This is a genomic window from Streptomyces sp. NPDC042102, from assembly GCF_055582305.1.
The window spans coordinates 16,638-29,662 of record NZ_JBVJDL010000001.1; the positions used below are offsets into that span (position 1 = coordinate 16,638).

Here is a 13,025-nt window from a genome sequence, read left to right on the forward strand (position 1 = left end):
GTGCTGCGGCTGCTCGCGCAGAGTGATCAGAGCCTCGCCGTCGCCGAATCCCTGACGGGCGGCCTGGTCGCCGCGGAGCTGACCGCCGTCCCCGGGGCCTCCCGCTCCTTCCGCGGCTCGGTCACCGCGTACGCCACCGAGCTCAAGGAAGCCGTCCTCGGTGTGGACGGTGCCCTGCTGGCCGCGCACGGCGCGGTGAACGCGCAGGTCGCCGAGGAGATGGCGGCGGGGGTACGGCGGGCACTGGGGGCCTCGTGGGGGATCGCGACCACCGGAGTGGCCGGCCCCGACCCGCAGGACGGGCAGCCCGTGGGCACCGTTTTCGTCGCCGTGGTGGGCCCGGGGGGCAGGAAAACGGCCCGCCTGAGGTTGAACGGCTCCCGGGCGGAAATCCGTAGGGAGAGTGTACGGAACGTGCTCGAACTGCTTTCGAGCGAACTCCGCGAAAATGCGCGGAGGCAGGATACGGAACAGAACGGGGGGATTTGATGTTTGCAGCCCTGAGTGAACACGACATCGCTCCCCGCACGGCCGCGGCGCGAGGCGGTACGGTGGGGCGTGAAGGATGCGGCTACACGGTCAGAGGAGGGAGCCACCGATGATTCTGCTCCGTCGCCTGCTGGGTGACGTGCTGCGTCGGCAGCGCCAGCGCCAGGGCCGTACTCTGCGCGAAGTCTCCTCGTCCGCCCGAGTTTCGCTCGGCTATCTCTCCGAGGTGGAGCGGGGGCAGAAGGAGGCGTCCTCCGAGCTGCTCTCCGCCATTTGCGACGCGCTGGACGTACGGATGTCCGAGCTGATGCGCGAGGTCAGCGACGAGCTCTCGCTCGCCGAACTCGCACAGTCGGCCGCGGCAAGCGATCCGGTACCGGCACCGGTACGCCCGATGCTCAACTCCGTCTCGGTGACCTCGGTCGCCTCGGGACCGGAGCGGGTGACCATCAAGGCGCCGGCCGAAGCGGTGGATGTCGTAGCCGCTTGAGCATGTGTGCATGAGTGTGGCCGGAGCCCCGGTCGGTGCGTGAAGCACCGGCCGGGGCTCCGTGCTGTCCGGGCCGGGCGTTCTGGGTGCGACCGGTGGGGGTCTGCGGGACCATGGGAGCCCCGGTCCGCGGCCCCTGGGAGGCAGGCTTGCGACGGATATGGATACCCGGACGGATATGGATGCCCGTAGGCCTGGCCGTCGGCGTGCTGTGGTGGTGGGCGGCGCTCCGCCTGGTCCTCGCGCCGCAGGAGGCCGGGCCGGTCGAGGGGGCGATGACGCTCGGCGGCTGGAGCCTGAGCCTGCTGCCGGTGCACTGCGCACGCTTCGCCGGACGCCCGGCCCGGGCGTCGCGCGGCACCGGGGCGCCGCGCCCTACCAGGGCATCGCGCCCTACCAGGGCATCGCGACTCCACCGTTCGGGCGAAGGATCTGGCCCGTCATGAACGACGAGGCGTCCGAGGCGAGGTAGAGCACGGCCTGGGCGATGTCCTCGGGCTCGCCGACCCGGCGCAGCGGGGACATCCGGACCATGGCCGCCTCGGTCTGCTCCTGGACCTCGGGGCTGTGCCGGCCGGTCATCGGGGTGCGGATCCAGCCCGGGGCGACGGCGTTGACCCGGATGCCGTGCGGGCCGGCCTCGGTGGCGAGGGTCCTGGTCAGCTGGACGACGGCGGCTTTGGCCGCGCTGTAGCAGAGCAGGCCCGGCTGGGCGGCGTCCACGGCGCCGGAGGCCATGGTGATGATCGAGCCGGGACGGCCGTCCCCGATCATGGCGCGGGCGGACTCCTGGCAGGTGTACAGGACGCCCTTGAAGTTGATGTCCAGGACCCGGTCGAGATCCTCGTCGAGGGTGTCCAGGACGGTACTGGTGTGCATGACCCCGGCGATCGCGGCGGCGATGTCCAGGTGGCCGGCCGCCCGGACGGCCGCGCGCAGCGCGCCGCGGTCGGTGACGTCGAGGGGGTGGGCGACGGCCCGTCCGCCCTTGTCATTGATCAGGGCGGCGGTCTCGGCGAGGCCTTGCTCGTCGCGGTCCGCGCAGTGCACGGCCGCGCCGGCCCCGGCGAGCAGGACGGCGGTGGCCCGGCCGATGCCGCCGGCGGCGCCCGTGATCAGCGCGGTGCGGCCGGTGAGGTCGTACGAGGCTATGGGTGTGGGCATGCCGGGACGGTACGACCGAATCTGACGGACCGTCAACCGGTGGGGAGCTAGGGGCTGTCCGGCCATGATCCGCCGGACAGCCCCTAGTCCTCGTGGACGTGCCAGCGCGTGACCCGCCCGGCGCGGACGGTGGCACTCCAGCGGGCGGGGCCGGCCAGGCGGGGATCGGAGCACTCGCTGCGGCCGACGGCGATGACGACGTCGTGGTGGGCGGTGACGGTGGTGAGGACGTTGCGGTAGTCGGGGAAGGCGGCGAAGAAGCCGCGCCAGGCCTCCACACAGGCCTCCTTGCCGGCGACGACGGTCCCGGCGGTGTCGACGAAGGTGTGGTCCTGCGACATCAGGGCGGCCAGGCCCGCCAGGTCGTGGGCGGTGATCCGGTCGTTGAAGCGGAGCACGACGGCCCTGGGGTCCTCGCCCTCCGGACCGCTCTGGCAGCGCGGGCACCAGTACGTGGGGCGGTCGTCCTGCGGGGCCTCGCGGACGGGCGTGTGGCAGCGCAGGCAGGGGCGGCCGGCGCGGCCGTAGACGAAGAGGTCCTGGCCGGGGCGGCGCAGACCGGTGGTGTTGCGCGGGCGTTCCTCCGCGGTGGCGGTGTTGGCCTTCAGGAGGCGGTGGGCGGCGCCCGGGATCCGGCTCAGCGTGCCGCCGGGGAGGTCGCCGACGGGTGTCCAGGGGGTGACGCCCGCCATGAAGCACAGCTCGGACTTGTACACGTTGCCGATGCCGGCCAGGTTCCGCTGGTCCAGCAGGGCCTCGCCGAGCGGGCGGCCGGGGTCGGCCAGCAGGTGGCGGGCGGCGAGCGCGGGGTCCCAGTCGGGGCCGAGGAGGTCGGGGCCGAGGTGGCCGACGACCGCGGCCTCCTCGGCGGTGCGGATCAGCTCCAGGACCGGCAGGCGGTAGCCGACGGCGGTGCGGTCGGCGGTCCCGAGCACGGCCCGGACCTGGTGCTCGGGGCCGCCGCGCCAGCGCTCGCCGGCGGCGTAGACGTGCCAGGCGCCGTCCATGCGCAGGTGGCTGTGGAGGGTCAGGCCACCCTCGATCCGGGCCAGGAGGTGCTTGCCGCGCGGGGTGACGTCCAGCACGGTACGGCCGGCGAGGTCGGCGGTGGCGAACCGGGGCACCCGCAGCTCGCCCCGGGTCAGGACCTGACCGGCGAGCGCCGCGTGCAGGCGGTGCGCGGCGCGCCAGACGCTGTCTCCCTCGGGCATGGCTCCATTGTCCCCGGCCCGCCCGGGCCCCGCCGTCGGCCACCTCGGCGACGCCGCCGTCACGGTTGGGGGCGGTGTCGGCGTGTGCGCCGCTCGTTTCCGGGGCGCGGGGGTCAGGCTCCGCACGAGCGGTGAACACGCGAGGAGAAGGAGAGACGGATGAAGGTCGCGGTACTGGGCACCGGCGGCGGAGGCCGCGCGCACGCCTCCAAACTGCTGGAACTGGGGCACGACGTGTGCGTGGGCACCCGGGACTCGCAGGTCACCCTCGGGCGGACCGAGCCGGACTTCATGGGCATCGAGCCCTTCGGCCAGTGGCTCGCCGGCTACCCCGGCATCGAGCTCATGAACTTCGCCGACGCCGCGGCGGGCGCCGAACTGGTCGTCAACGGCATCGACGGCGCGAACGCGGTACGGGTGCTCACCGGCATCGCCCGCCACCTGGACGGCAAAACGATCATGGATTACGCCGTCCCGTACATCTACAACCCCGAGCGGGCCCACCCCTGGCCCACGCCCTGGGGGGTCATGCCGGCCCTGGACCCGGTGGACTCCGACAGCCTCGGCGAACGGATCCAGCGCGCCCTGCCGCGCGCCAAGGTGGTCAAGGCCGGCGTCACCCAGGAACAGGAGACCGTCGTCGACCCCCGGGCCGTCGGCGGCGGACACCACACGCTGTTCATCGCCGGGGACCACGCGGACGCCAAGGAGCAGGTCACCGCACTGCTGCGGACCTATGGCTGGGAGGACGTCCTCGACCTCGGCCCGATCGTCTCGGCCCGGGCCCTGGAGATGTACGCCCACCTGCACAGCGCGATCCAGTTCGCGCTGGGCGGCGGCCGCTTCGGCGTCAAGGTGGTGCGCTGAGCGCAGCCGCTGTGCCGACGGTGCGCCGGTGCCCTTCGTCAGTTCCGCAGCCGCAGCCCCCGCGGGGTGGCGTGGAACCCGGCCGTCTCCAGGGCGAGGCCCAGCGGAGAGGTCAGCGCCGCGGTGGCGTTGATCCGCTCCACCGTGAGCGCGGGCAGGGCGCCCGCCCGGGAGGCTTCGGCCAGCGCGCCGGTGGCCGCCGTCAGCCGCGGATCGTCGACCGGCGGCCAGGCCAGCAGCGTCTTGCCGCCGCGCTCCAGGTAGAGCACCAGCTCGCCGTCGACCAGCACCACCAGCGAGCCGGCCTTGCGCCCCGGCTTGTGGGTGGCCCCGGCCGGCGGCTCCGGCCACGGCAGGGCCGCGCCGTACGCGTTCGCCGGATCGGCGGCCGCCAGCACCACCGCGGCCAGCGGCGGCGGGGTCCGCTCGGCGGCCCGCAGCCGGTCCACCGCGCCGTCCATCGCGAACTGGGCGGCGCCCAGCCCCTCGACCACATAGCCCCGGCGGGCCTGGCCGCTGTCCTCGAAGGCCGACAGGATCCGGTAGACGGCGCTGAAGCCGCCCTCCACCCCCTCGGCCTGCACCGCACCCCGGGTGACCACCCCGTGCCGGTCCAGCAGGGTCCGCGCCAGCGCGTGCGCCCGGTGCGTGGGATCGGGCGCCGCGGCGGGCAGCAGCGACCAGCGGCCCGACACCGTCGGCGGGCCGGGCCGCGACACCGACGCGCTGAGCGTGCCGTACCGCCCGCGCGGCACCGTACGCCGCGCCCGGTGGGCCGTGGACCCCGCCGTACGCCCCGAGCCCAGCAGCGAACGCAAGGGGGCGAGGGTGTCGTTGGTCAGCCGGCCCGACCAGGCCAGGTCCCAGATCGCCTCGGACAGCTGTACGTCGGTGGCCTCCGGCCAGGCCGTCCGCACGCTCTGCGCGATCTGGCGGAAGAACAGGCCGTAGCCCCCCGACAGGCAGTCCAGGACCGCCTGGTGCAGGGGGCTCGGCTCCAGCGGGTGCGCCGGCGGCAGCAACAGGGGCGCCGCGTCCGCCAGATAGAGGGAGACCCAGCCGTCCTTGCCGGGCAGCGCGCCCGCGCCCGCCCACACGACCTCGCCCGTGGTCGTCAGCTCGTCCAGCAGGGCGGGGGAGTAGCCCGCCACCCGGGACGGCAGGACCAGCCGCTCCAGCGCGGAAGCCGGCACCGGCGCGCCCTGCAACTGCTCCACCGCCCGGGCCAGTCCGTCGATCCCGCGCAGCGCCCCGCCCAGGTGCTGCCACTGCGGCAGGAACGTGGCCAGCGCGGCGGGCGGTACGGGCTCCAGCTCCTGGCGCAGCGCCGCCAGCGAGCGGCGGCGCAGCCGGCGCAGGACGGCCGTGTCGCACCACTCCTGACCGATGCCGGCCGGGTGGAACTCGCCCTGGACCAGCCGACCGGCCGCCGCCAGCCGCTGCAGCGCCCCCTCGGTCACCGCCGTGCCCAGTCCGAAGCGGGCGGCGACGGCGGCGGAGGTGAACGGGCCGTGCGTGCGCGCGTACCGGGCCAGCAGGTCACCCAGGGGGTCCTTGACCGGCTCGGTGAAGGCCTCCGGGACGCCCACCGGCAGCGCCGTGCCCAGCGCGTCCCGCAGCCGGCCCGCGTCCTCGACGGCCGCCCAGTGGTCCTCGCCGGCGATCCGGACCCGGATGGCGCGCCGGGCGGCGGCCAGCTCCCCCGCCCAGGACTCCTCGGCGCCCCGCTCGGCCAGCTGGTCCTGCGTCAGCGGGCCCAGCAGCCGCAGCAGATCGGCCACGCTCTCGGCGTCCTTGGCGCGCCGGTCCTCCGTCAGCCACTGCAGCTCCCGCTCCAGGTCGGCCAGGACCTCCGGGTCCAGCAGCTCGCGCAGCTCGGCCTGGCCCAGCAGCTCGGCCAGCAGCCGCGAGTCCAGCGACAGCGCCGCCGCCCGCCGCTCCGCCAGCGGCGAGTCCCCCTCGTACAGGAACTGCGCCACGTACCCGAACAGCAGGGAGCGGGCGAACGGGGACGGCTCGGGGGTGGTGACCTCCACCAGCCGGACCCGGCGCGCCTCGATGTCGCCCATCAGCTCGGTCAGCCCCGGCACGTCGAAGACGTCCTGGAGGCACTCGCGCACCGCCTCCAGCACGATCGGGAACGACCCGAACTCCGAGGCCACCTGGAGCAGCTGGGCCGCGCGCTGGCGCTGCTGCCACAGCGGGGTGCGCCGGCCCGGATTGCGGCGCGGCAGCAGCAGGGCGCGCGCCGCGCACTCACGGAACCGGGAGGCGAACAGGGCGGAGCCGCCCACCTGGTCGGTGACGATCCGGTCGACCTCGCCCTTGTCGAAGGCGACGTCGGCCGCGCCCAGCGGGGCCTGCTCGCTGTCGAACTCGAAGGCGGGCGCGGCGGGGTCGTGGTCCAGCAGGTCCAGGCCCATCAGATCCGCGTCCGGCAGCCGCAGCACGATCCCGTCGTCGGCGTGCATCACCTGGGCGTCCATCCCGTACCGCTCGGCGAGGCGGGCCCCGAGGGCCAGCGCCCACGGGGCGTGCACCTGGGCGCCGAAGGGCGAGTGCACCACCACCCGCCAGTCGCCCAGCTCGTCCCGGAACCGCTCCACCACGATGGTCCGGTCGTCCGGCACATGGCCGCAGGCCTCGCGCTGCTCCGCCAGGTACGCCAGCACGTTGTCGGCGGCCCACGCGTCGAGCCCGGCCGCCAGCAGCCGCAGCCGCGCGTCCTCCTGGCCCATCCGGCCGACCTCGCGCAGGAACGCGCCCACCGCGCGCCCCAGTTCCAGCGGACGGCCCAGCTGGTCGCCCTTCCAGAACGGCAGCCGGCCCGGCACCCCCGGCGCCGGCGAGACCAGCACCCGGTCGCGCGTGATGTCCTCGATCCGCCAGGACGTGGTCCCCAGGGTGAACACGTCGCCCACCCGGGACTCGTAGACCATCTCCTCGTCGAGCTCTCCGACCCGGCCGCCGCCCTTCTTCGGATCGGCGCCCGCGAGGAACACCCCGAACAGGCCGCGGTCGGGAATCGTGCCGCCCGAGGTGACCGCCAGCCGCTGGGCACCCGGCCGCCCCGTCACCGTGCCCGCGACCCGGTCCCACACCACGCGCGGGCGCAGCTCGGCGAACGCGTCGGAGGGATAGCGCCCCGCCAGCATGTCCAGCACCGCCGTGAACGCCGACTCCGGCAGCGCGGCGAACGGCGCGGCCCGCCGCACCAGGGCGAGCAGGTCGTCCAGCTGCCAGGTGTCCATGGCGGTCATCGCGACCAGCTGCTGCGCCAGCACGTCCAGCGGGTTCGACGGGATCCGCAGGCTCTCGATCGAGCCGCTGCGCATCCGCTCGGTGACCACCGCCGCCTGCACCAGGTCGCCCCGGTACTTGGGGAACACCACCCCGGTGGAGACCGCGCCGACCTGGTGTCCGGCCCGGCCCACCCGCTGCAGGCCCGAGGCCACCGACGGCGGCGACTCCACCTGCACCACGAGGTCCACCGCGCCCATGTCGATGCCCAGCTCCAGGCTGGAGGTGGCCACCACCGCCGGCAGCCGGCCCGCCTTCAGGTCCTCCTCGACCAGCGCCCGCTGCTCCTTGGACACCGAGCCGTGGTGGGCCCGCGCCAGCAGCGGCGGCGCGCCCCGCGCCGCCCCCGACTGCGCCATGATCTCGGCGGGCGGCGCCCCCTGCGGCAGCGCCTCGCCCACCGCCCGCTCGTAGGCGATCTCGTTGAGCCGGTTGCACAGACGCTCCGCGAGCCGCCGCGAGTTGGCGAACACGATCGTCGAGCGGTGCGCCTGCACCAGGTCCGCGATCCGCTCCTCCACATGCGGCCAGATCGACGGCTTGTCGCCGCCCTCGCGCTCCTCGGTGGCCGGCGAGCCCGCCAACTCCCCCATGTCCTGCACGGGGACGACCACGGACAGGTCGAACTGCTTGTCCGACGGCGGCTGGACGATCTCCACCCGGCCGCGCGGCGCGAGATAGCGGGCCACCTCCTCCACCGGCCGCACCGTCGCCGACAGCCCGATCCGGCGTGCCGGGCGCGGCAGCAGCTCGTCCAGCCGCTCCAGCGACAGCGCCAGGTGCGCGCCCCGCTTGGTGCCGGCCACCGCGTGCACCTCGTCCAGGATCACCGTCTCGACCCCCGCCAGCGCCTCCCGCGTGGCCGAGGTCAGCATCAGGAACAGCGACTCGGGCGTCGTGATGAGGATGTCCGGCGGCCGGGTGGCCAGCGCCCGCCGCTCCGCCGGCGGGGTGTCGCCGGAGCGGATCCCGACCCGGATCTCCGGCTCGGGCAGCCCCATCCGTACGGCCTCCTGCCGGATGCCGGTCAGCGGGCTGCGCAGATTGCGCTCCACGTCCACCGCGAGCGCCTTCAGCGGCGACACGTACAGCACCCGGCAGCGCTTGTGGGCCTCGGCCGGCGGCGGCGTGGACGCCAGCCGGTCCAGGGCGGCCAGGAACGCCGCGAGCGTCTTGCCGGAGCCGGTGGGCGCCACCACGAGCACGTCCGAGCCCGCGCCGATCGCCCGCCAGGCGCCCTCCTGGGCGGCGGTCGGCAAGGCGAAGGCCCCCGTGAACCAGGACCGGGTCGCGGGTGAGAACGATTCGAGTGCGCCAGTGGCCATGACCCCATCGTGCACCTCCCCACTGACAACGGGCCGGACCTGCGTAAACGCGCTCCCGCCGGAGGGCGCAGAATGGGGGGATGGGGAAGCCCGAGCAGCCCGAGCAGCTCATCCAGGCCGAAGAGCCCGACGGGGAGTGGGCCCGCCACTGGCGCTGCGACGGGCTGCCCGGCCTGGACCTGCTGCGCGCCCACTACGTACGGCACACCTTCCCCCGCCACGCCCACGACGGCTACGTCCTGGCCGCCGTCACCGGCGGCATCGAGGAGGTGGGCCTGCCCGGCGGCACCGACCTGGCCGGCCCCGGCAGCGTGGTCCTGATCAACCCGGAGGTCCCGCACACCGCCCGGGCCGGCGCCCCCGAGGGCTGGGCGTACGCCACCCTCTACCCCGACCGCGACCTGGTCGCCGAGGTCGCCGCCGACATCGCCACCGTCCGCGGCACCCCCGGCTTCGCGCTGACCACCGTCGCCGACCGCGAGGGCGCCCGCCTGATCGCCGAGGTCCACCGGGCCGCCGAGGCGGGCAACGCCCTGGCGGCCGACAGCCTGCTGCGCATCGCCGTGGCCCGCATGCTGCGCCGCCACGGCGCCCCGCTGCCCGCCCGTACGGTCCCCGGGGCCGGCGCGGCCGCGGCCGAACGGGCCCGGGCGGTCCTGGAGGACCGGCTGGCCGACCCGCCGACCCTGGAACAGCTGGCCGCCTCGCTCGGCACCAGCCCGTTCGCCCTGCTGCGGGCCTTCCGCGAGCGCTACGGCATGCCGCCGCACACCTGGCTGACCGACGCCCGGGTCCGCCGTGCCCGCCGGCTGCTGGAGCGGGGCACCCCGCCCGCGCGGGCGGCCGTGGAGGTGGGTTTCACCGACCAGCCGCACCTGAACCGGCACTTCACCCGGATCGTCGGCGTCCCCCCGGGGGCCTACCGCCGCGCACGCGTCGTCGGGGACACCCGATAGCAGTGACGGGTCACCGGCTCCGTCCGGTCCGGTCCGCGCCCCGCTCCTCCGGCCCGAGCGCGGCGGCCGCCGCCCTGCCGAGGTGGTGGCCCAGCGCCCGGTACGCGTCGAACTGCGTGTGGTCGAACCACTGGTCGAACGTGGTCTGCCGCGGGAACAGCTTCTCCTTGAGCGCGTAGCTCAGCAGTTCGTACGGCATGTCCGGGGTCAAGGCCGCCTTCGCGACGACGATGGTCCCCCACCGGGTCGGCTCCCGTCCCTCGGCGAACACCACGGGCTCCGGGTACTCGATCACCCCGCGCACCACGCAGTTCGCGGAGAACCGGGTGTTCAGCGCGGCCAGCGGCGCGGTCGGCTCGACCTCCGGCGCGCTGCCCGGCACCAGCTTCAGCACCTCCTCCCGGTCGAAGCCGATGCGTACGCCGAGATCCTCGTACGCCAGGGTCACGGCCTGGGCGAGCGTGGAAGCCAGCGGCGGCGAGTCCCCCGAGGAGTCGACGACGTACACCGTCTCGCAGCGCAGCCGCAGCAGCTCGACCAGGCCCAGGTTGTCGAAGTGGCCGCCGTCGGTGCACAGCAGCAGCGGGCTGGTGTCGGAGTAGCGGCCGGCCAGTTCCTGGAACTGGTAGCGCAGCCGGCGGAACCGCGGCACCCGCGGCAGGACCCAGTCCGGCCCGCGCTCGGCCACCTTCGCCAGGTACAGCGGATTGGGCACCCAGGTGCCCAGCCGCAGGTTGGACAGGGCGAACAGCCGCTGCACCGCCTTCTCCTGGGCTCCCATCGCGGAGGCGAACGCGGCGCCGGACACCGCCATGGCCGACTGCACCGTGAGGTCGCGCCGGACCAGCGGATGGGCCGTCGCCTCCAGGGCCGTCGTGCGCACCCACCCGGTGTCGGGGCCGCCGACGTAGTCGTGGGAGAACGTGAACGGCACGGCCGCGCGGCCCGGCGCCGTCCGGTTGCGTCCGGTCATCGCCGCCGACGCGGCGAAGAGAACCTGCGGGAAGCCCGCCACCCGGGCGCCGTGCGTGGAGAGCGTGGTCGCCTCCGTGTAGTAGTCGTACGGCAGGGCGCCGGCCGATCCGTCCCGCATGACGGCGCGCCGCACGGCGAACGTGCCCGCCAGCCGCTGCCGGTAGAAGGGGTGCAGGCTGAACGTCGTCTGGTCCAGCAGCAGCGCCGCCACCAGCAGCACGGCCACGAGCGTGACGCGTACCGGGCCGCTCCAGTCGCGGGATTCCACCGCGGCCCAGGACATCAGCGCCAGCCCGAAGAACACCAGCAGGAGCAGCACCAGCCAGACGACGATCCACTGGACCCAGTCCTTGCCGGTCTGCGCGGTGAGCAGGGTGGTGCCCCGCGAGAACCAGCTCGGACGCTCGCCGTCCGGCTGCACGGCCTTGACCCGGCTCTTCGTCGCGCTGAACAGACCGGCGAGGGCGGTGGCGGCGGCGGTCAGCGCGGCCAGGCCCGAGATCCCCCGGGGGCCCTGCGGGAAGATGTCCTGATGGTCCGCCAGCCAGGCGAAGAACCAGATCACGGCGGGCAGCACCACCCCGAACAGCACGAGCGCGCCCGCTCCCACGAGGATCGCCCGCACCGTGGCGCGGACCCAGGCGGGCCGCGAGCGCCCGGTGAACGCCCGCACGACGGAGGCCGCCACCGCCACCAGACCCGCCAGCCCCACCAGGAGCGCCAGCGGCCACGCCAGCTGCGGGTGCAGCCACAGAGAGGGGAAGGCCCCGCTCGGCCCGGGTCGCAGACCGTCCAGCGCGGCCATGGGCACGGTCCGGTAGAACTGGCCGAGGTACACGCCCGCCACCGTGAAGACCAGCGCGAGCAGCCCCAGCGAGATCAGGACGCCGCGCAGGACGACCAGGACGGCCTGCAGCATCTCGCGCGGGCCGTCCGCCAGGTACTTGGCGTGCCGGCGGATGTGGTCCTCCTCCGGGCTGCCGGGCGCGAACGCGTCGTGCACGGTGGCCAGATCGGCCCGTACGGGCGGCTCGCCGTCCCACTCGGGCTGCCGCCCGGTGAGCGCGAGCTGGAACGCGCCGGCCGTGTAGCCGCCGCCCGATACGGACACCAGGTAGCGGGCGCGCGTCAGCACCCCCGCGGTGCGCAGCGCCTGGAGCGCGCCCAGCGTGACGGAGGCGGAGCGGATCCCGCCGCCCGAGACGCAGATCCCGGTCCCGGCGGCCTCCCGGCCCGGCAGCTCCAGCGCCCGGGTCCGCCAGCGGGCCGCGGCGCTGTCCGGCGGCGGCTGCTGCGCTGCCTCGCCCGCCCAGTCGGGCAGCGGGGTGGTGGTGTGCGGGGCGGCGGCCGGGGCGATGACGTCCGGGTCGTCCCACGGCTGCGAGCCGTCGGCGAGCAGGGGCGCGTGCTGGACCCTGGGCCGCCCGGCGTCCTTCGTGCCGTGCACCGCGGCCCGGCCCAGGACCAGCCGGGCCAGCAGGGTCACGGTGATCCACAGCGCGGCGGCCGCCACCGGGCCGGCCAGGGACCACTTCAGCAGCGCGCACCAGGAGGCCCGCGCCAGATCGCCGTCACCTGCCGGCCCGAGCCGGTCCAGGCCGCGGAGGAGGAACAGGTCCTCCAGGACGTCGGCCGCGGCCATCGCCGCCGTGGCCCACAGCCCCCGTACGGCGAACCGGCGCGAGACCGTGCGGTACAGGAAGCAGCACCCGAAGCCGAACAGCGCGGCCCCGATCAGCGCGTACCCGGGGACGCACAGCCACAGGTCGGCGCGCAGCGCGTCACGGAACAGCTCCAGGCGGTCCGCGCCCGTGCGGCACCACAGGTTCTGCCCGAGGACGGCCTCGCAGGCCCGTTCCCAGCCGCCGGCCAGCTCCAGCGCCACCTCGCCGTCCAGGTCCCGGGGCCGGACCGCGGCGTACACCCCGACGAGGACGGCGCCCACGGCCAGCCCGAGCCAGCACAGCCAGGGGGCCCAGCGGGGACAGGGGCGGATCATGGACGCCTGCTTGCGCGCACGGGGCATGCACTCACGGTAGTGGGGCCCGTGCTGTCCGTACGCGATGCGCGCCGCGCACACCGCGCACCGCCCGCCGTCATGGCCGTCGTCGCGGTCGTCGCGGTCGTCGCGGTCGTCGCGCAAGAACGTACAAGACCGTGCGCGGGGGACCCGCCTAGCGTCGCGGTCGTGACGAAGACACAGCCGGAGACGCAGCCGGAGCCGGAGAGCCGGACGCAGACGCAGACC

General features: G+C 75.0%; 8 protein-coding genes and 1 pseudogene. 4 read left to right on the forward strand and 5 right to left on the reverse strand.

Annotation, left to right across the window (positions count from 1 at the left end):
• Positions 1–489: a CinA family protein gene (locus ACZ6KO_RS00055; RefSeq protein WP_469298005.1), complete on the forward strand. Its 489-nt coding sequence runs from the start codon at positions 1–3 to the stop codon at positions 487–489.
• Between the two features lie 109 nt (positions 490–598).
• Complete coding sequence (locus tag ACZ6KO_RS00060) at positions 599–979, forward strand: helix-turn-helix domain-containing protein (protein WP_401451230.1); 381 nt, start codon at positions 599–601, stop codon at positions 977–979.
• A gap of 393 nt (positions 980–1,372) precedes the next feature.
• Here the strand turns inward: ACZ6KO_RS00060 and ACZ6KO_RS00065 are convergent, their stop codons facing one another.
• The 3 genes and pseudogenes from ACZ6KO_RS00065 to ACZ6KO_RS00075 form a co-directional block, all read right to left on the reverse strand.
• Positions 1,373–2,143 carry an SDR family NAD(P)-dependent oxidoreductase gene (locus ACZ6KO_RS00065; RefSeq protein ID WP_469298010.1) on the reverse strand — a complete coding sequence of 257 codons (771 nt, stop codon included), beginning with the start codon at positions 2,141–2,143 and terminating at the stop codon, positions 1,373–1,375.
• A gap of 83 nt (positions 2,144–2,226) precedes the next feature.
• Entirely contained in the window at positions 2,227–2,541 is a 315-nt protein-coding gene (locus ACZ6KO_RS00070) for a nuclear transport factor 2 family protein (protein WP_469301406.1), read from the reverse strand.
• Positions 2,542–2,565: 24 nt separating this feature from the next.
• Positions 2,566–3,354, reverse strand: a pseudogene (locus tag ACZ6KO_RS00075) (Fpg/Nei family DNA glycosylase); the annotation flags it as partial.
• A gap of 159 nt (positions 3,355–3,513) precedes the next feature.
• Between ACZ6KO_RS00075 and ACZ6KO_RS00080 the strand changes: the two are divergent.
• Positions 3,514–4,221, forward strand: a complete 708-nt coding sequence (locus ACZ6KO_RS00080) for an NADPH-dependent F420 reductase (protein ID WP_469298014.1) — start codon at positions 3,514–3,516, stop codon at positions 4,219–4,221.
• Between the two features lie 38 nt (positions 4,222–4,259).
• Here ACZ6KO_RS00080 and ACZ6KO_RS00085 read toward each other — a convergent pair whose 3' ends face one another.
• On the reverse strand, positions 4,260–8,846 hold the full coding sequence (locus ACZ6KO_RS00085) for an ATP-dependent helicase (RefSeq protein WP_469298017.1): 4,587 nt from the start codon (positions 8,844–8,846) through the stop codon (positions 4,260–4,262).
• An 80-nt stretch (positions 8,847–8,926) separates the two neighbouring features.
• Between ACZ6KO_RS00085 and ACZ6KO_RS00090 the strand changes: the two genes are divergently transcribed.
• Positions 8,927–9,802: an AraC family transcriptional regulator gene (locus ACZ6KO_RS00090; protein ID WP_469298020.1), complete on the forward strand. Its 876-nt coding sequence runs from the start codon at positions 8,927–8,929 to the stop codon at positions 9,800–9,802.
• A gap of 10 nt (positions 9,803–9,812) precedes the next feature.
• On the opposite strand, the gene ACZ6KO_RS00095 is transcribed toward ACZ6KO_RS00090, so the two are convergent.
• Positions 9,813–12,920 carry a hypothetical protein gene (locus ACZ6KO_RS00095; RefSeq protein ID WP_469298025.1) on the reverse strand — a complete coding sequence of 1,036 codons (3,108 nt, stop codon included), beginning with the start codon at positions 12,918–12,920 and terminating at the stop codon, positions 9,813–9,815.
• Positions 12,921–13,025 lie beyond the last annotated feature (105 nt).

Bases quoted from the DNA above. Each gene is read 5' to 3' on its own strand.
- ACZ6KO_RS00090 (WP_469298020.1), top strand. From the start codon at position 8,927: ATGGGGAAGCCCGAGCAGCCCGAGCAGCTCATCCAGGCCGAAGAGCCC.
- ACZ6KO_RS00065 (WP_469298010.1), bottom strand. From the start codon at position 2,143: ATGCCCACACCCATAGCCTCGTACGACCTCACCGGCCGCACCGCGCTG.
- ACZ6KO_RS00085 (WP_469298017.1), bottom strand. From the start codon at position 8,846: ATGGCCACTGGCGCACTCGAATCGTTCTCACCCGCGACCCGGTCCTGG.
- ACZ6KO_RS00060 (WP_401451230.1), top strand. From the start codon at position 599: ATGATTCTGCTCCGTCGCCTGCTGGGTGACGTGCTGCGTCGGCAGCGC.
- ACZ6KO_RS00080 (WP_469298014.1), top strand. From the start codon at position 3,514: ATGAAGGTCGCGGTACTGGGCACCGGCGGCGGAGGCCGCGCGCACGCC.